This window comes from Providencia sp. PROV188, from assembly GCF_027595165.1.
GTDB classification, from domain to species: Bacteria; Pseudomonadota; Gammaproteobacteria; order Enterobacterales; family Enterobacteriaceae; genus Providencia; species Providencia lanzhouensis.
Map to the genome: position 1 here is coordinate 634,728 of NZ_CP097291.1, position 18,809 is coordinate 653,536.

Annotated in this window: 17 protein-coding genes and 2 tRNA genes; 12 read left to right on the forward strand and 7 right to left on the reverse strand. The window is 43.5% G+C overall.

Features of this window, described 5'->3' with window-relative positions:
* Positions 1–29 precede the first annotated feature (29 nt).
* Positions 30–1,523, forward strand: a complete 1,494-nt coding sequence (locus M5X66_RS02790; protein ID WP_270103859.1) for an aldehyde dehydrogenase family protein — start codon at positions 30–32, stop codon at positions 1,521–1,523.
* Positions 1,524–1,586: 63 nt separating this feature from the next.
* Here the strand turns inward: M5X66_RS02790 and M5X66_RS02795 are convergent, their stop codons facing one another.
* The gene (locus tag M5X66_RS02795) at positions 1,587–2,255 is read right to left on the reverse strand and encodes a helix-turn-helix transcriptional regulator (RefSeq protein ID WP_132496283.1); all 669 of its coding nucleotides are present in this window, start codon (positions 2,253–2,255) and stop codon (positions 1,587–1,589) included.
* A 397-nt stretch (positions 2,256–2,652) separates the two neighbouring features.
* Here M5X66_RS02795 and M5X66_RS02800 point away from each other — a divergent pair, with 397 nt between their 5' ends.
* The 5 genes from M5X66_RS02800 (at position 2,653) to M5X66_RS02820 (ending at position 7,488) form a co-directional block, all read left to right on the forward strand.
* Positions 2,653–4,146: an APC family permease gene (locus M5X66_RS02800; RefSeq protein WP_036950184.1), complete on the forward strand. Its 1,494-nt coding sequence runs from the start codon at positions 2,653–2,655 to the stop codon at positions 4,144–4,146.
* On the forward strand, positions 4,121–4,726 hold the full coding sequence (locus tag M5X66_RS02805; RefSeq protein WP_230083374.1) for a DUF3156 family protein: 606 nt from the start codon (positions 4,121–4,123) through the stop codon (positions 4,724–4,726). Before M5X66_RS02800 ends, M5X66_RS02805 begins: the two co-directional genes overlap by 26 nt.
* 196 nt (positions 4,727–4,922) lie before the next feature.
* Positions 4,923–6,362 carry an alkaline phosphatase gene (phoA, locus tag M5X66_RS02810; protein ID WP_270103860.1) on the forward strand — a complete coding sequence of 480 codons (1,440 nt, stop codon included), beginning with the start codon at positions 4,923–4,925 and terminating at the stop codon, positions 6,360–6,362.
* Positions 6,363–6,550: 188 nt separating this feature from the next.
* Positions 6,551–7,081 (forward strand): GNAT family N-acetyltransferase, encoded by a 531-nt coding sequence (locus tag M5X66_RS02815; protein ID WP_270103861.1) that lies wholly within the window; start codon positions 6,551–6,553, stop codon positions 7,079–7,081.
* Positions 7,082–7,233: 152 nt separating this feature from the next.
* A complete protein-coding gene (locus tag M5X66_RS02820; protein ID WP_036950193.1) occupies positions 7,234–7,488 on the forward strand; it encodes a DUF1435 family protein in 255 nt (84 codons plus the stop codon).
* Positions 7,489–7,597: 109 nt separating this feature from the next.
* On the opposite strand, the gene M5X66_RS02825 is transcribed toward M5X66_RS02820, so the two are convergent.
* The 3 genes from M5X66_RS02825 to rsmC all read right to left on the reverse strand — a co-directional run bounded on the left by M5X66_RS02825 (position 7,598) and on the right by rsmC (position 9,079).
* Positions 7,598–7,683 (reverse strand) — tRNA-Leu (locus M5X66_RS02825).
* Between the two features lie 122 nt (positions 7,684–7,805).
* Positions 7,806–7,891: transfer RNA gene (locus M5X66_RS02830), tRNA-Leu, on the reverse strand.
* Between the two features lie 174 nt (positions 7,892–8,065).
* The gene (gene rsmC, locus M5X66_RS02835; protein ID WP_270103862.1) at positions 8,066–9,079 is read right to left on the reverse strand and encodes a 16S rRNA (guanine(1207)-N(2))-methyltransferase RsmC; all 1,014 of its coding nucleotides are present in this window, start codon (positions 9,077–9,079) and stop codon (positions 8,066–8,068) included.
* 132 nt (positions 9,080–9,211) lie between these two features.
* Between rsmC and M5X66_RS02840 the strand changes: the two genes are divergently transcribed.
* Together M5X66_RS02840 and rimI are read left to right on the forward strand one after the other, a co-directional pair.
* Positions 9,212–9,622, forward strand: a complete 411-nt coding sequence (locus M5X66_RS02840; RefSeq protein ID WP_036950197.1) for a DNA polymerase III subunit psi — start codon at positions 9,212–9,214, stop codon at positions 9,620–9,622.
* A complete protein-coding gene (gene rimI / locus M5X66_RS02845; protein ID WP_036950199.1) occupies positions 9,591–10,061 on the forward strand; it encodes a ribosomal protein S18-alanine N-acetyltransferase in 471 nt (156 codons plus the stop codon). The genes M5X66_RS02840 and rimI overlap by 32 nt, the downstream gene beginning before the upstream one ends.
* A 93-nt stretch (positions 10,062–10,154) precedes the next feature.
* On the opposite strand, the gene M5X66_RS02850 is transcribed toward rimI, so the two are convergent.
* The gene (locus M5X66_RS02850; RefSeq protein WP_148444757.1) at positions 10,155–11,717 is read right to left on the reverse strand and encodes a BCCT family transporter; all 1,563 of its coding nucleotides are present in this window, start codon (positions 11,715–11,717) and stop codon (positions 10,155–10,157) included.
* A 291-nt stretch (positions 11,718–12,008) separates the two neighbouring features.
* Between M5X66_RS02850 and M5X66_RS02855 the strand changes: the two genes are divergently transcribed.
* The 3 genes from M5X66_RS02855 to M5X66_RS02865 are packed head-to-tail and all read left to right on the forward strand — an operon-like array spanning position 12,009 to position 15,580.
* Complete coding sequence (locus tag M5X66_RS02855) at positions 12,009–13,136, forward strand: aromatic ring-hydroxylating oxygenase subunit alpha (RefSeq protein ID WP_036950201.1); 1,128 nt, start codon at positions 12,009–12,011, stop codon at positions 13,134–13,136.
* Positions 13,137–13,160: 24 nt separating this feature from the next.
* Positions 13,161–14,609, forward strand: coding sequence for an NAD-dependent succinate-semialdehyde dehydrogenase (locus M5X66_RS02860; protein ID WP_270103863.1), 1,449 nt, complete (start codon positions 13,161–13,163; stop codon positions 14,607–14,609).
* Positions 14,610–14,626: 17 nt separating this feature from the next.
* Positions 14,627–15,580 carry a PDR/VanB family oxidoreductase gene (locus M5X66_RS02865; RefSeq protein WP_270103864.1) on the forward strand — a complete coding sequence of 318 codons (954 nt, stop codon included), beginning with the start codon at positions 14,627–14,629 and terminating at the stop codon, positions 15,578–15,580.
* A gap of 62 nt (positions 15,581–15,642) precedes the next feature.
* Here the strand turns inward: M5X66_RS02865 and M5X66_RS02870 are convergent, their stop codons facing one another.
* Positions 15,643–16,548 (reverse strand): helix-turn-helix domain-containing protein, encoded by a 906-nt coding sequence (locus M5X66_RS02870; protein WP_036950205.1) that lies wholly within the window; start codon positions 16,546–16,548, stop codon positions 15,643–15,645.
* Positions 16,548–17,492, reverse strand: a complete 945-nt coding sequence (locus M5X66_RS02875) for a LysR substrate-binding domain-containing protein (RefSeq protein WP_036950207.1) — start codon at positions 17,490–17,492, stop codon at positions 16,548–16,550. The genes M5X66_RS02870 and M5X66_RS02875 overlap by 1 nt, the downstream gene beginning before the upstream one ends.
* Before the next feature lie 96 nt (positions 17,493–17,588).
* Here M5X66_RS02875 and M5X66_RS02880 point away from each other — a divergent pair, with 96 nt between their 5' ends.
* The gene (locus M5X66_RS02880) at positions 17,589–18,659 is read left to right on the forward strand and encodes a tartrate dehydrogenase (protein WP_036950209.1); all 1,071 of its coding nucleotides are present in this window, start codon (positions 17,589–17,591) and stop codon (positions 18,657–18,659) included.
* The last annotated feature ends 150 nt before the right edge of the window (positions 18,660–18,809 follow it).

Consider the following 18,809-nt stretch of genomic DNA (forward strand, 5'->3'; position numbering starts at 1 on the left):
TTCGATAAATTAACGAGGTGGAGATAACGATGAGTGAGTTAACCCTGTTACCAGAAGTTAGAGAATTCTTGAACCGTCAACACGGTCATTTTATTAATGGATTGCCTGTTTCTGGCAAGGGAGATGCTTATTTTGAAGTCGTGAATCCAGCCACCGAGCAAGTGATTGCGAAAGTGAAAGAAGGAACTTGCGAAGAAGTTGATGCAGCGATGAATGCGGCATATGCCGCATTTAAAGGCTCATGGGCAAATACCACGCCGATGGAACGAGGCAACTGTTTGAATCGTTTAGCGGATTTGCTCGAAAAACACTTAGAAGAATTAGCGCAATTAGAAACCTTAAGTTCTGGGAAAACCATTCAGTTATCACGCTTTCTGGAAGTAGGTTCAGCGGCACAGTTTTTACGTTATTTTGCGGGCTGGGCAACTAAAATTAGCGGTGAAACCCTGAATGTTTCTTTGCCATCATTTAATGGCGAAAAATACTCGGCATTTACCCAGCGTGAGCCTGTCGGGGTGGTTGCTGGGATTATCCCATGGAACTTCTCCATTATGATTTCCATTTGGAAATTAGCGGCTGCATTGACATGTGGCTGCACGATTGTACTGAAGCCAAGTGAGTTTACCCCTCTGACCATGTTGCGCGTGGCTGAATTAGCCAAAGAAGCGGGTATTCCTGATGGTGTAATCAATATTGTAAATGGTGGTGGTCGCGAAGTGGGACCTGCTTTAATTAGCCATGAACTTTGTTCGAAAGTGACCTTTACAGGCTCAGTGCCGACTGGATTGGCGGTAGGGCGCTCAGCGATGGAAGGCAAACTGACTCGCGTCACATTAGAATTGGGCGGTAAAAATGGTGCAGCATTCTTAGCGGATTTATCCGTGGATAAGATTGTGAGCGGCATCATTGAAGCGGGTTATTTAAACCAAGGGCAAATCTGTGCAGCGGCAGAGCGTTTCTATATTCCATCTAAATTGATGGATACGGTTCTGGAAGCGCTAAAAACGCGTTTATCGGCAATGAAGGTTGGCTCGCCATTGGATGAAACCACAGAAATGGGACCATTAGCCAATAAAGCTCATTACGATAAGATCTTAAGCCTATTTGAAAAAGCACGCCAAGATGGCAGTGAAATTGTCTATGGTGGGCAGCCAATTGCTGGTGCGGGTTACTTTGTTCCGCCTACGATTATCCGAGCAAATGGCCCAGATGATGTGTTAATGAAAGAAGAGACATTTGGTCCTATCGGCACTTTCTTGGCTTATGATGATGAAAATGAGCTGATTACGATGATGAATAGCACGCCATTTGGCTTGGCTGCGAGCGTATGGACAAATGATCTTAGTAAAGCAATGCGCATGGTCTCACAAATTGAAGCTGGAACTGTTTGGGTGAATATGCACACCTTCCTCGACCCAGCAGTACCTTTCGGTGGTATTAAGTCCTCTGGAATTGGTCGTGAATTTGGTAGTGCATTCATCGAGCACTACACTGAATTAAAGTCCGTCATGGTGCGTTATTAGAGCGTTAGTAGTTTTGTTTTTTCTGTAAAGCAACAGTTTTCCCGGCCAATGCGCCGGGATTTTTTATAAAATTTTATCTTGGCGCAGTATAAATCCGGAGGAAACTAATTCTGTCCGGTTGCTCACATTGGCTTTGGTAAAAATATTGCGTAGATGGGTTTTTACAGTGGAAAGCGAAACACCCAACAGCAGCGCAATACGCTTATTACTGGCGCCTTCTCGCACTAAATGAATAATTTCTTGCTCTTTCGGGGTATAGGAAACCAGAGAATCGGGTCGCACATCAAATGTCATAAGCTCCGCAATTGGTAAGATTGCATTGAGCCTAATCACCTCTTCCGGCGTAAATGGCGTATCGCGTAGCACGGAAATTCCCGCCACAATCTTATTTTTACGGCGAATAAAAATCTCTGCCATATCTGCGATATGGTTTGGCTGCATAAAATCATGGAAGAAGGTTTGATCGTGCTGACGCATTTCCACTGGCATCTTCACTAAACGGAGATCCTCACCACGAAAATGGTCGGGATGTAGAGGGTCGTGCTGGGAAAAGGCAGAGAGATACTCTTCATGCATACGTGCAGAAATTCCATATAGTACATGGTTTTCTGGCTGCCAGTGCTCATTTACTAGATAATAAACCGCCGCAGAAATAGGAATGATATGGGCAATTGTATTTAGGCAGCAGTCGATTAAGCCCTGTTGACTCTCACTAAATAGCGGTTGAACCATCATCATACCCCATCAAAATATACAGCTTACTATCATGTAATTTAATTCGATTAACATAAAATAAACATGTTAATAACGTGAGCGTGGTTACACTATTTAAAACTTGTTTTTTATCGTTTAAAGGGAGTTTACTGCCTTTGGGTATCTTTCGTAGTGTGTTTGTTAATATGTTAATGAGGTTGTTTTTTACTAACCATTGATATTTCAATGATTATTATATTATTTGAGTTTTAAAAGGGTACTTTTCGTTTTAGGCTCTGTGTGCACCCCTCTCTCTGGGTATCGTTCTAAAGGACGATGGCGAGATGTTTAGGCTTATTTCTATAGTGAGAATGCAGTCACTTCATTTTTACAAAAAATTCACAATTTGGGCTGTGAGCAGAGAGAGGGAAGCAAAATGAATTTATCCTCAAAATTAACATCACACATTGAAAAAGGTAAGGTTGGCTTTCCAACAACGCTCGCTAGTTCGGTTGGCGTGATTATGGCAAGCCCTGTGATCCTCACTGTAACCAGTGGTTTTGGGATCGGCGGTGATACTTTTGCCTTAGCTGTTTTACTGAGCTTTATCATGATGCAGGCTCAATTAACCACATTCTCCGAAGCGGCGGCAATTTTACCGACCTCCGGTTCTGTTTACGACTATATCTCTTGCGGTATGGGGCGCTTTTGGGCGATTACAGGGGCACTGTCTGCCTATCTGATAGTTCACGTTTTTGCAGGTACAGCAGAGACCATTTTGTCCGGTATTATGGCGTTAGTGAACTTTGAAAGCTTGAATACAGTGCTGGAAACCAATAACTCCTCTTGGATGGTGGGGGTTGGTTTAGTTGTGGCATTCGGCTTATTGAATGCATTTGGTATCGAAGCTTTCGGCAAAGTGGAAGTGGTGCTCACTTTTGCAATGTGGAGCACGTTGGTGATTTTCAGTATTTGTGGGCTGCTAATGCCATTCCATGTTTCCGCAGAAGGCTGGTTTGGTCAAGGACTGAATATTTCTGACCCGACCCTTGTTCTTAGCTTTGTGGGAATGGCGATGTTTATGTTTGTCGGCTGTGAATTAGTGACACCGATGGCGCCGGAAATTAAAAATTCAGCCAAAGTGATCCCGCGTGCGATGGCGATTGGTTTATGTGGCGTGGCATTCTGTATGTTCCTGTTTGGTGCGGCACTGACAAACCAAGTCGAAAACGTGATTGTTGACCCTCAAAATGGTGTGAGCCTATTAGAAACACCGATGGCTATTCCTGCGTTTGCTGGGCAAATTATGGGTGACTTCGGTAAATACTGGATTGGAATCGCCTTATTGCTGGCGGGTGGGGCAACTATCAATACATTGATGGCGGCAGTTCCACGCATTCTTTACGGCATGGCATTAGATGGTGCATTACCAAAAGTGTTCGCTTATTTACACCCTCGCTTTAAAACGCCAGTGTTTGGTATTTTAGTGGCGGTGATGATCCCATGTTTACACGCATTTGCTATCCAAGGGGATTTAGATCGCATTATCCCGTTGGTGCTGGCGGCTGTGTGTTCGTGGGGAACGGCGTACTTATTAGTGACGATTTCTGTGGTGCTATTGCGTATTCGTCGCCCTGATTTACATCGTGCTTATCGCTCACCATTCTTCCCTATCCCTCAAATTATTTCGAGTGTGGGGATTATTCTAGCGATTGTTTACATCACGCCGCCGGGCATGAATAAAGCGGACGTGTATATTCCATTTGCCATTATGTTGGGATTAACCGCGAGTTATGCATTAGGTTGGACCGTGTTAGTGCAGAAAGTGAATCCATTTAAGCCCGTTCCGGTTGAACAAGTATTGTCCAACTCATTTGACGATGACAATGCAGAGGAGGTGGAACTTGAGCCTTTACGTAACCTTGCCTAAGTCACCATGGTGGAAAAGGTTAACTCAAAAACGCCTCCCGACAGGGTATCAAGCGGGGTTAACTTTAAATCGGATTGAGAAAGATATCGCTCCTTATGTTTGTGAGTGGGGGGCGCCTGGAGTGTTGCTCATCCAATTGCCTCAAGGTATTAAAGTGGAAGTGACTGAGCGTGTGAAAACCTTGTTTATGGCATTTATTGTGCATAGTCGCTTTGCAGTTTCGGGAAAATGTGACAGTGCGCTGGTGGCACAGATTGATGTGAAAACAGCAGGGTCAGCGCGGAAAAAACACGTTCAGTTCACGACCCAACAAACGGAAGGGAAATTTTTGGTCGAAAGCTTAGAGCAGTACCCCGTGATCCGCCAAACTTTCGAAGAGCTAGATTTCACTCACTGTCATATTGCTGTCAAAAATGGCGTTTGGCGTTGCGAAATTGAGCCTTACACCGCTTCTGAAATGGTTAGTCGGCTCCCTGCTGCTCGGCGTTATTTACGTTTGACTGATCAGCAGCGACATCGCTTATTAAGCGCACTACAGCTGATTTCTCAACTCATGAGCCAACAAACACCTCATCAATAATTTTTTCTCATCGATAACGCCCTGATCGGGCGTTTCGCTTTTATGATTGTTATGTTTATGGCTGCTATGTTTATGACAATCATCTTTATATCGACATAAAACCGTCATTCAACTGTCATCTGGCTGCTCTAGCATGCTGGTCAATTATTCGAAGTATATTCACTCTTCTTTTTATTGATTGGCAAGGATAAAAGTTATGACAGGTAATTTTATGAAATCTATGTTAGCCGTCGCTGTAAGTACGTTAATTTTAGGAACTGCAATCCCCGCTTATGCCGCGGATAAAAATGATGCAGTTTCAGAAAGTCGCGCTGCAAAAGGGGATATCACTAAGTTTGGTGGTGCTCGCCGTTTATCGACTGAACAGACGGATATCATGAAAGCGGCACTGCATAATGGTCAAGCAAAGAACGTCATTTTATTTATCGGCGATGGTATGGGGGATTCTGAAATTACCGTCGCACGTAACTATGCTGAAGGGGCTGGCGGTTTCTTTAAAGGAATCGATGCATTGCCAATCACTGGACAATACACCCATTACGCATTAGATAAGAAAACACAAAAACCAGACTATGTAACTGATTCTGCGGCATCTGCAACAGCATGGTCATCCGGTGTGAAAACCTATAACGGCGCTTTAGGGATTGATGTATTCGGTAAAGACCATGACACATTGATTGAAATTGCGAAACGTAATGGTAAAGCAACGGGTAACGTGACGACATCTGAAATCCAAGATGCAACGCCAGCGGCTCAGTTTTCTCATGTGACGGGGCGTAAATGTTACGGTCCTGAAGAGACCAGTGAAAAGTGTGCAACCAATGCGCTGGAAAATGGCGGTCGTGGTTCTATCTCTGAACAGTTAATGATCACCCGTGCCGATGTCACATTAGGTGGTGGTGCGAAAAGCTTTAAGCAGGAAGCTAAAGCGGGTGATTACAAAGGGAAAACCTTGGAAAAACAAGCGGAAGAGCGTGGATTCACTATCGTCCGTGATGCTAAGTCACTCGATGCAATCAAAGAAGCTAACCAAGATAAACCTGTGTTAGGTCTGTTCCATGATGGCAACATGACCGTGGCGTGGGAAGGCCCAAAAGCTACTTATCACGGTAACTTAAATAACGCAGCATTAGAGTGTAAACCGAATTCTAAGTTAGACCCGAATGCACCGACATTAGCGCAAATGACTGAAAAAGCGATTGATTTATTGAAAGTAAATCCGAATGGCTTCTTCTTACAAGTTGAAAGCGCTTCTATCGATAAGCAGGATCATAAAGCGAATCCATGTGGTCAAATCGGTGAGACTGTCTCGCTGGATCAAGCGGTACAAGTGGGATTAGATTTCGCTAAGAAGCACGGTGATACACTGGTTATCGTGACCGCTGACCACTCGCATTCTAGTCAAATTATTCCAAACGGAACTAAATCATCAGGCTTAACTCAAGCGCTGATTACTAAAGATGGTACCGTGATGACCGTAAACTACGGTAACTCTGAAGAAGAAGATTCACAGGAGCATACAGGTGCTCAGCTACGTGTTGCGGCCTATGGTCCACACGCCGCGAACGTGATGGGTCTGACTGACCAAACCGATTTGTTCTTTACCATGCGCGATGCGATGGGATTGAAGCAATAAACCAACCCCTGTAGTTAAAAGTTCTCTGCGGCAGGATGCTACAGAGAACTTTTTTGTTTATAAAGTCCAATAAATCCTCATTAAGTTTCCTTCTTCATGCCCTGATTTCTTTTTGATTGTGTAGCCTGTATGCTCTCTATGTATCCGATTTATATAGCCTTTATACAAGCATTAAGAGACCAATAAAAATGAGAATAACACGCGAGCTCACGCGGGATGAGATCCCAAATGTGTGGTCGATTGATAGAACTGAATTGATTGAACACCTTTATCTTCACCAACAAGGAGAGTTAGTTCTTTCTGCTCAACGCTTTGATATGAAAGGTTGGCCGGAAGGTGAAACCGATGCATACACCCCGCATTTGCTGGAAAGTTATGATAATGGCGCTGTTTTCTTTGGTATTTTTGATGAGGAAAAACTGATCGCCGCAGCGAGTTTAGATAATGTATGGCGAGGGGAAAATCAGGATCTGTTACAGCTCTCTTTTCTTCATGTTAGTTACCAATATCGTGGTGAAGGGCTGGGCGGCCAGCTTTTCAAACTATGTCAGCAGAGGGCGTTGGAGAAAGGCGCTGGTGGATTGTATGTTTCTGCAACCCCCTCCGAAAATACGGTGCATTTTTATCAATATATGGGCTGTGAACTACTCGAAAAGCCCGATCCTGTGCTGTTTGCGCTAGAGCCTGAAGATATTCACTTTATTTGTATTTTTGAGTGATGTTTTTACCGTGGGGGAAATATTTTCCCCACAAAAATTTGATTGATTTTTATAGAAACGCAGATATGATTGATAATCATTATCATCTTTAGCGAAATTATAGACTAATTATGAGTTAGCTAAAGACTCGTTAGCTATAAATGGGAGGCGTTATGGGAACTAGCGTATCAAAAGCAACAGGGTTGCGGCGTATTGGCGCTGGTTTGTGGGGCGTCTTCGCGGTGGTGTTACTGAGTATTATGTATTTGCTGAGCAATATGGGGTTTGATCCACTGAAAGTGGCAATGATCACCTTGATGATTGCGACGGCAGGCATGCTGTTTAATCGTGGCTCACGGCGTTTACTCATTATTCCAGCAGTAATGTCTTTAGGCTGCTTCTTGCTGATTTTTATTATGCGAAGCTAAGATTGTTTAAACGATATTTAGGTTAGGAATGTTGGTGGGCGAATGGCTATCGAGGATTGAACCTTTGAAGATTGAATTCTTGAAGATTAAGGTTACGAATCATTAACAGTGGTGCGAAAGGGGGGACTTGAACCCCCACGTCCATAGGACACTAACACCTGAAGCTAGCGCGTCTACCAATTCCGCCACCCTCGCAAATACTGTCAAAATTCTTTCTATTGATACTTGTGTATATCATGCTCAATACATAGATAACTATGTGATACGGATAGCGAAGAGCAGTCAACGCATAGATAATTGAAATTATGAAGAGTAAGTGGTGCGAAAGGGGGGACTTGAACCCCCACGTCCAAAGGACACTAACACCTGAAGCTAGCGCGTCTACCAATTCCGCCACCCTCGCAATACTAACTCTTTTGCATAATTGCTCATGCATCAATAGTACGGTGCGGATTTTAGGCTAATTTGCGCAGACGTCAATAAATTTTTATCCGCGTAATTTTGTTTGATGAAAAAACGGTCAACTTAGAAAGTTGACCGTTAGAAACAAAATCGACAATGAGATAATTTCGTCGTTTTAGCGCTTAATGGCTTCGTAAACTTTGAATTTACCTGTCTTAGCCAGAACCACATGACCGCCAAACGCTTTATCCAGTAAGTCAGGATAAGGTAAAAATGCATTCGCCACGATCCGTAAGTGCCCACCTTTTTTCAGGTATTTAGGGGCTTGGAAAATAAGCGTTTCTACCGCGTTATAACTGGTGTTGATCCCATCATGGAACGGCGGGTTAGAAATGATCCAATCAAATTTATCATCAAGATCGGAATAGACGTCGCTTGGGATCACTTTTCCGGTCAGGTTGTTGGCCGCTAATGTTGCTGTAGCTGAATCAATCGCGGATGCGCTGACATCACTCAGGGTTAAGGTGACATCTGGATTTTGTGAGCCGATAACCGCGGCGAGTACGCCGTTACCGCAAGCCAGATCAAGCACATTACCGCTCATTGGCTCAGTCAATGTGGAGAGCAGTAAATCACTGCCGATATCTAACTCGTTATGGCTGAATACACCTGGAAGTGCATGAATTTTCACATTATCAACCTGATAGTTACGCCACCAGCGCTTAATATCAAATTCGGTTGGTTGCTCTAATTCACCGTAATAGAGCCCACAGCGGCGTGCGGAATCAATTTTTTGCAGTGTCGCAATCCCTTCCATTATCGCTTCGGCACTTTTTACGCCGCTGCGGTTTTCGCCGACGATAAAAATTTGGCTGCCAGCAGCAAGATGGGTACATAAATCATCAAGTTGGAACGCGGCTTCTTGTTTGTTCTTAGACCAAAAGTAAATTAAGGTGTCGCAAGGTTTAACGAATTCCGCGGTTGCTGTTGAAGCAAACAGAACATTTTCACCCAATGCCGGCTGTAAGTTTTTCCAGCGATGGTACTGGTTAGTGAGCACGCGCACGCTGGCGGCTTCTAAAATTGCACCCAGTTCATCCTGAATATCGCCTGCCAAAAGAACATGACGATCGGTAAAGTGCTCTAAATGGCGTTGAATAACTTCGCTGGCGGGTGTCAGTAATGACATATTCTGTCTATCTCCTAAAATGAATATAACCACGCGGACTACCTTACCAGAAAAAAGATAAATAGCATTGCTGTTGGCGCTATTAATCCCCTTTGATAAGATGTGGTTGTTAACTAACGACTGGGTAAAGCAATGACACGACGTGACAGACTTTTAGAACAAATGGGGATCACTCAATGGATGGTGAGAAATCCGACTGTGTTACGTGGTGAACGTGGTGTACGCATTCCTGAGTCGACTAAGCTTATTATTATCACTGATGAGAACCTTGATTTAAACAGCCAGCTGTTAAAAGATATTTTTCTCACAATGAAGATCGATGAGATTGACGTTGTGTGCATTAATTCCGATCAGCTCAAACTCATTCCAACACCAATAACAATACCTTGTTGGGTGATAGGGGATGGCATTCATCCCGAAGGTTCAAAAGTCACATTTCTTTCTCCTGTTTTGTCTGAACTGATAGCAAGCAGCAATGCTAAACAGGCACTATGGAAACAAATTTATCAATATGATGAAAATTTCAACACTCAAGCAATCTGATCTCGCGACAGCCTTCTTAATTGAAAAGTTAAGTCATGATTTTCCATGGACTGAGCGAGTTTTTTATGGAAACCAAGGTGAAAAATACCATAATCTAAAAATATCAGTTAATAATCAAATTGTTGGGTATGCAATAACTCAGTATGTATTAGATGAAGCTACGCTGTTCAATATTGCTATTCACCCTGATTTTCAAGGACATGGCTATGGACGAATGCTATTAGAAAGATTAATTCACGATCTTGTTAATCGAGGGATTTCAACGCTGTGGTTGGAAGTGAGAGAGTCTAACGCTTCAGCCATTCATCTGTATGATAAACTTGGTTTTCAACAGGCGACAGTACGTAAAGACTATTATCCGACGAAAACGGGTCGAGAAGATGCGTTAGTACTGGCATTAACCTTGTTCAGCGAAGACATGTTTAGCCAAAAAGCGTAATACATTTTTCTAAAGAAAAACCACGGTAGCCTGAAGTGACCCGATAAAGTCAGCAGCCACCGTGGTTTTTTTATGCCTTAATGAACCTATAATTTACGATTTTTCTGTTTCCGTGAAGATAGGTTTTCTAAGGCGACCAACTTTTTCTCTCAGGCTCCTTTTTACTTTGGCCGTGGTTTTGACTTCTTCATTCAAACCTTTATAGGTTGAGTAGCACATAATCAACATTAATACCGAAAGTGGAATTGCTGTGGCGACAAGTGCGGACTGCAAACCCGTTAGCCCTCCGGTCATGATAAGCACGATAGCAATTGCTGCAATTACCACTCCCCAGATAGTTTTGGTCACATGACTTGGATTTGGGTTACCATTTTCACTGACCATACCTAAAACGAATACCGCTGAGTTTGCTGACGTAATAAAGAACACCATCACCAAGACCATGGCTAAAATACTAATTAACGTCGGTGCTGGGAAATAATCTAAGAATTTAAACAGTGCAGACGTGACATCGGTTTTGACAGCATCCGCCAAGGCCACTTCACCGAGATTTTGGATAATATGGATGGCTGAGCCGCCCATCACCGCAAACCAAGCAAATGAACCTAATACCGGAATAAATACGGCACCAATCATAAACTCTTTGATTGTACGACCTTTGGAAATACGCGCCACGAAGCTACCCACTAATGGCGCCCATGCAATCCACCAGCCGAAGTAAAACAGTGTCCAGTTAGCAATCCAGGAACCATCATTATAAGGCTCAGTACGAAATGACATGCTGACGAAATTTTGCATGTAATCTCCGATACCTTGGAACAGTACTTTCAAGATAGTTTGTGTTGGACCGGCAAACAGAATAAACCCCATTAATGCGAAGGCAAGCAACATGTTGAGGTTAGAAAGATGCTTGATGGCGCCCTGCAATCCTGAAATGGTAGAAGCGATATAAATCACAGTCACAACGGCAATAATCGCGATTTGAATATAAATACTAACAGGCAAATCCCACAGATAATGCATTCCGCTGTTGACTTGTAGCGTACCAAACCCGAGGGATGTGGCGATACCAATCACAATGGATAACACGACCAATACATCCACCCATTTTCCAATTGATCCTTTGATACGATCGCCAATTAATGGATAAAACACGGAACTTAATGAGGATGGTAATTTTTTTCTGAATTGGAAAAAAGCTAAAGAAACCCCGACTAAGGCATAACACGCCCAAGCGGAAACCCCCCAATGCAGATAGACATATTGCATCGCTGTTTTTGCCGATTGCTCAGTCATTCCGGGTCCCATTGGTGGGCTGATGTAGTAAGAAACGGGTTCTGCGACTCCCCAGAATACTAAGCTGATCCCTATGGATGCGCTAAACAGCATTCCAACCCAAGTAGCCGTGTTGTATTCCGGTTTGTCATTATCATCGCCTAAGCGAATATGGCCAAATTTCGAAAATCCAAGGTACATACAAAAGCTAAAAAAAATAAACACGGCACCAAGGATAAACCAACCTAAGTTGTTATAGATAAAGCTCAGGGCAGAGTGTGAAAATGTTTCCAGTTTATCGGGAATAAAAGCCCCTAAGCCGATGAGGATCAGGCTAAAAGCGAGGGATACGTAAAATACAGACCTTTTATGATTCATCATACCTCTTCTCCAGTTGCTCACTTCTTTATTATCTCTTTTATTGAGTCGTTATTTTGCAGGTGATGCTTACTTTGGGTTTACAAAGAATAGCCATGCAAAGATTGCATAGTCAACAAATAATTAACCAAGCATTAACATTGCGTTTGTGTATTTATTTTTTATCTGATTGAATTTTATGATTAATAATTTTTTTATAAAGCCTGATGATATTTTGTTTGATCATTATTGCGATCTTCGTTAACATCCGATTAAAATATGTTAACTATAAGTTTACAAAAAGAGAGGGCAATTATGAGCAATGCAGCTAAAGTCATTTCGATTAATGATCACCTTGATATAGATAATGCATGGACTATCCCTGCACGTTATTACACATCTGAAGACATTTTTGATTTTGAAAAAGAAAAAATTTTTGCTAATTCATGGGTTTGTGTTGGTCATGTGAGTGAGGTAAAAGAAAAAAATTCCTATATTACACGCCAACTAATTGGTGAAAGCCTTGTGATTGTTCGTGGTCGTGATGATGTTCTGCGCGGTTTCTACAATGTTTGCCCACACCGTGGTCATCAACTAATTAGTGGTGATGGCGGGAAAATGAAAAATGTGATTACCTGCCCTTACCATGCTTGGGCATTCAAGTTGGATGGGCAGTTGGCGCATGCAACCAACTGTGAAAATGTGAACAACTTTGAAGCGGATGCTATGTCATTAAGTTCTTTCCATGTGACTGAGCACGCAGGTTTTATCTATATAAACCTGACGGAAGGTGAACCTCAGCCAATTGAAGAGCAGCTACCTGGTTTAGCAGAAAAAATGGAAGAAGCGTGCGCGGTTATCAATGACCTGAAATTAGCAGCGCGCTTTGTTAGCCATACCCCAGCTAATTGGAAAACCATCGTTGATAACTACATTGAATGCTATCACTGCCCGACTAACCACGTTAGCTTTGCCAGTTCGGTGGATGTGAATGTGTATGAGCATTTGCTTAAAGATAATTGGACGGTACAAATCGGCAAAGCCAAGCCATCTGAATCTTCTTATCAGTTCGATGAGTCAGTATTAGACCCGCGCTTCTTTGGTTTTTGGATTTGGCCAAGCACCATGTTCAATATGCCTCCTGGCGGCGATTTTATGACGGTGATTTATGAATTCCCTGTGAATGCGGGTGAGACATTGCAGCATTACGATATCTATTTCCTGAATGAAGAACTGACTGAATATCAGAAAAATTTAGTGGAATGGTACCGCACGGTATTCCGCCCTGAAGATTTACGTTTGGTGGAAAGTGTACAAAAAGGTCTGCGTTCCCGTGGATATCGTGGTCAAGGGCGCATTATGGCTGATAGACAACGCAGTGGGATCAGTGAGCACGGTGTTGCTCATTTCCACAAAATTGTGGCTGGCGCTCATACGGAATAATCGCAAGGGATGGGAGATGTGACGATGAACAGGTTAAAACATGCCGCGCTATTTCGCCAAGCCTGCTATATCAATGGTCGCTGGGTGGAAACGGAGAAAACAATTCCCGTGACAAATCCTGCCTCTCAAACTGTGCTGGGCACCATTCCTAGCCTAACAGCAGCGCAGGTTGATGAAGCCATTGAACAAGCCCATGCCGCGATGGCGGGATGGAGCCAATTAACTGCGAAAGCGCGCTCAATTATTTTGCGCCGTTGGTTTGAGTTGATTGAGGCAAATATTGATGATCTTGGGTTGTTGATGACTCTTGAGCAAGGTAAGCCGCTGCATGAAGCAAAAGGCGAAATTCGTTATGCCGCCTCTTTTATTGAGTGGTTCGCAGAAGAAGGAAAACGTGTTTATGGGGAAACTATCCCACAAACCGTTGGAACTAATCGCCTTTCTACGATTAAGCAACCTATTGGCGTATGCAGTGCGATTACGCCATGGAATTTCCCTGCTGCGATGATCACACGCAAAGCGGCACCCGCACTTGCAGCAGGGTGCAGTATCATCATCAAGCCAGCTACAGAAACACCATTTACCGCATTGGCACTGGCTCAACTTGCCGATGAAGCGGGGATCCCTGCGGGTATTTTTAACGTGGTGACTGGAGAATCACGTTTTTTGGGGGAAAGGCTGACCAAACATGCGCTGATCAGTAAGTTTTCTTTTACGGGTTCCACCCAAGTGGGGCGTGTATTAGCGGAGCAATGTGCATCGACTATCAAGAAAACATCGCTTGAATTAGGTGGAAACGCACCATTTATTGTTTTCGAGGATGCGGATATTGATAAAGCGGTCACTAGCGCCATTCAAGCCAAATTCCGTAATGGTGGGCAAACCTGTGTCTGCGTTAACCGTTTTTATCTTCATGATGTCATTTTTGATGAATTTGAACGAAAGTTTGTGGCACAAGTAGCCAAATTGAAAGTCGGTAATGGCGTGGATGCTGGTGTGGATATTGGACCGATGATCACCATTAAGGCAATTGATGGTATGAACCAATTACTTGAGGATGCTCTCGCTAAAGGCGCCCGTCGAGTGATATTAGGTTCTGAAATTGAGGAGCATGGCCACTTTATCAATCCGAAAGTGCTGGTGGATGTCGATGATTCAATGGATATCGTCCACGAAGAGATCTTTGGCCCTATTGCTACATTGATTCGATTTAGTGATGAAGATGAAGTTCTCAGCCGTGCCAATAACACCATTTATGGTTTAGCCGCTTATTTCTTTTCTCGGGATGTAAACCGTATTTACCGAGTGGCTGAAAAGCTGCAAAGCGGAATGGTTGGGATCAATACCGGTTTGATTTCAAATGAAGTGGCTCCGTTTGGTGGGGTTAAACAGTCGGGGTTAGGTAAAGAAGGTTCCCATTATGGTATCGATGATTATTTAAGCATCAAATATCTGTGCCTTGATATTGCGTAACGGAAAAAGGAACTGTGATGAGCCAACAAAAAATAGCGGTGAATGTTAGCCGAATTGAACAGGTCAGCCCAACCATTAAAATGTTCGAATTCGTGGCGCAAAAAGGACAACTTAGCCCGTTTAGCGCGGGGAGCCATGTCACGGTTCATATGGATGAGCAAATTGGGCTACAACGTGCTTATTCATTAATAAGTGACCCTCAGCAGTGCGATCGTTACTGTATCTCTGTTTTGCGTGACCAGAACTCGAAAGGGGGCTCTGTTTTCATGCACGATAACATTGCGCAGGGGGATGCACTCTATTTATCCCCTGCGCAAAATTTTTTCGCATTAGCGCAAGCGCAGAGCAGCAAACATATTTTGATCGCTGGAGGGATTGGGATCACACCATTTTTATCCTACTTGTATGAGCTTGAGCACTCAGGAATGGATTTTGAGCTTCATTACGGGTTCAGTGATAAAGCGACGGCGGCGTTTGTCGATGAATTACAGGAACGCATTGGCCCCCGTTTATACACTTATGATAAATCCCAAGCTCAACGGATGCCTGTCGCCACATTAATCCAATCCCAACCTAAAAATAGCCATGTGTATGTATGCGGGCCTGAAAGATTGATTAATGACGTGATTGAACAGGGCAATCAGCACCTTGGTAGCGCACAAGTGCATTTTGAAAATTTTGGCGAAGTGGCGAGTGAGGGGGATTCTTTTGAAGTGCATTTTCAGCGTTCAGGATTCAGTTTACAGGTTGCGGAAGACCAATCCATTTTGCAGGTTATCGAAGCGGATAAGCGTATAAAGGTGGAGTGTATGTGCCGCAATGGCGTTTGTGGAACCTGTGAAACGGCAATTTTGGAAGGGGAAGCTGACCATCGTGATTTGTACCTTGACGATGATGAGAAAGCGGAGCAAAAAACTATGATGCTGTGTGTTTCTCGGGCTAAGGGGAAGCGGCTGGTGTTAGATTTATGATGGTGAATGTGTAGATTGGTAGTGGAAAGCCCCAGTTTAATCACTGGGGTTTTTACTGATATTTACGAGGGTTTTAGTTCAAACATCAAGAAGGATTGATGCTCATCATTAAGATGATGATAGGCGGTGATCTGCTTGTCCTGAAACACAATTTGCCCACGACCTGTTTGGATAACATCGTCGAGCCACGTTTTATGATTAATGGCTAACTGATAGAGAAGGCGCTGTAAGGCTAAATAATCAATATCTGTTGATTGGCTTTTAAGATTGCTGGCGAGGATTTCTCCGGCTTTGTCGGTAAAGGCAACCAAATGTTGGAAGTGTGTCAGTAACACATCAAAGTAGCATTTGATTTTTCGTAGACGTAACTCATTGTTTTTTCGCTCAGTATTATCCAAGCTGATCCCAACTAATTTTGTGACTTTGCCGTTAGGTCCTTTAACGCCCGCGGCTCTGGATGTTATCCAGCGGTAGTCACCTTCCCAGTTGATTTTAAAATCCATTTCATGGGCACCGCCTTCTTTAATAATTTTGGAGTAACCATTGACCAGCTTATCTTTGGATGCCGGATCCATTAACGCCCAGAAATCTTCGTTGGTGGTGATTTTTATGCCATACACCGCTTCAACGTTATCGGAATAATTCAGTTCGCCAGTCAATAAATCCCATTCCCAAGTGACTATCTCCGCCGATTCTTGTAAATGTACTTCATTGATATTGCGTGTGCCGCCTACGCTGGACTGGGGATGTTGGGATTGCGTGTATTCACCATACTTGAGCCAAATCTTATCGACATCGAGTAAGTCTGCCAGCTTATTGAGGTTATCTTCGTCAATCATTCCGCCTTTTGTCCATTTATTGACGGCAGTACGGGAAACACCAAGCTGTTCCCCAACTTTTAACTGGCTCATTTTTTTCTGTTTTAATAGCTTGAGTAAGCGCTCTTTAAAAGTCTCTGGTTCGGTCATTAATGGGCATCCAATTGGTTATATTCATCCCCAAAGATGGGTGGTAAATGGGTGGCGAGATACTTTTCAAGATTTTCAATGAAAACTCTAAGACTAGCACTATTACGTAAACTACGTGAATAGACAGCAAAAACGTCAGCACCTTGATGCCATTGTGGTAGAACGCGCACTAATTTTCCTGACTGAAGTTCAGGAAGTACACTCCAAAGTGAACGTAATAAAATTCCTTCACCGCTGAGACACCACTGTTTGGCGACTTCACCGTTATTGACCATTAATTTACTATTCGGTGTGATGGTCATGCTTTCTTGTTGGTGCTCTAGTTTCCAGATTGCGGGAGCTTGATTGCGCTCTTTGATGGCAATGCACAAATGTTTCTGCTCTAGCTCTTGGGGCAAAGAAGGCTGTCCATATTTTTGAATATACGCAGGTGAGGCACAAAGTACTCGGCTATTGCGGGCTAACCGGCGTGCAATAAATTGATCCGAAATGGTGCCGCCAATGCAGATATCAAGATCGATGTTCTCACTGATGATATCGACAGATCGATCCGTTAACGTCAGATCAATACCTAAAAGAGGGTAATCAGCACGTAATGCCAGAATAAAGGGATTCAGATAGGTGCTACCAAAGCCTGTACTGCAACTGATACGCAGCTCTCCGCTGATCTCCTCGCGGCAAGCTTGTAATTCTCCCTGCATACGTTCCAATTCTTCCAGCAACCGCTCACTACTACGCAGAACAATTTTCCCTTCCGGGGTCAATTGAATGGCGCGAGCATTACGGAAAAACAGCGTTTGCCCTAAGTTTTCTTCCAGTAATTTAATGCGTTTCGATATATAGGCTGGAGATACCAATAGTTGCTCTGCCGCTTGAGAGAAGCTCATCAATCGGGCGGCGGTGACAAATACACGGATATCTTCAAGCAAAGGTAGCTTGTTCATAGTTTGTAAACCTAGGGATTACAGTTCATGCCTATACTTTATCACAGCAAGCCATAAACTGGAGGACATGCATAGATAATAATAAGGGCGTTGAAAATGGCACAATTCAATATAGCAGTCATTCCGGGTGATGGAATTGGAACGGAAGTGATCCCTGAAGGATTACGTGTTTTAGAGGCAGCGGCGCAGAAGCATGGTGTAAAACTTAACTTTACACACTTTGATTGGTCGTGTGAAACCTATCATCGTACAGGACGCATGATGCCGGAAGATGGCTTAGAGCAACTGAAAAAATTTGATGCTATTTTCCTTGGTGCCGTTGGGTTTCCGGGGGTTCCTGACCACATTTCCTTATGGGGCTTATTACTACCAATCCGCCGTGCGTTTAATCAATATGTGAATCTGCGCCCAGTTCGTTTATTTGAGGGGATTAAATGCCCATTAGCGGATAAAAAACCAGGGGATATTGATTTTTATGTAGTGCGTGAAAACGTAGAGGGCGAATATTCTGCAATTGGCGGGATTCAGTATGAAGGGACGGAAGATGAAATGGTGTCCCAGCAAAGTATTTTTACCCGCAAAGGGACTGACCGAATTTTAAAATATGCTTTCGAACTTGCCCGTTCTCGGGATAAAAAACATTTAAGTTCAGCCACGAAATCCAATGGATTATTCCACTCCATGCCGTATTGGGATAGCCGTGTGGCTGAAATGGCAAAACAGTATCCAGATGTGAAAGTCGATCAATTCCACATTGATATTTTTGCGGCTAACTTAGTGAGAATGCCGGAATTTTATGATGTGATTGTGGGATCAAACTTATTTGGGGATATTTTGTCGGATCTTGGTCCTGCGTGTACGGGGACGATTGCCATTGCACCGTCAGCGAATATCAACCCTGAAAAACAGTTTCCATCGATGTTTGAACCGGTACACGGTTCTGCGCCAGATATTGCTGGGAAAAATATTGCCAACCCAATTGGGACTATCTGGGCGGCAGCGATGATGATGCAGCATCTCGGTTGTCAAGAAATGCACGATACGATCATGTCAGCGGTTGAAACGGCGATTCGTGAACGTCGTCACTTGACTCGCGATATGGGAGGAAATTCCAGCACACAAGAATTAGGACTAGAAATTGCTCAGTTAGTGGCAGCGTCGATGTAAATTTATTGGGCTCCATCCAGTGGGTGGAGCACCTAACATCTCAGGCTCTGATTGTTTATAACCCCAAGATCTGCGAAAATAACCGCCAATTACGATTAACAATACGGATTTGCTGCGCTTAGAGCCACCTCGAGCCTCTTCCTGATGCCC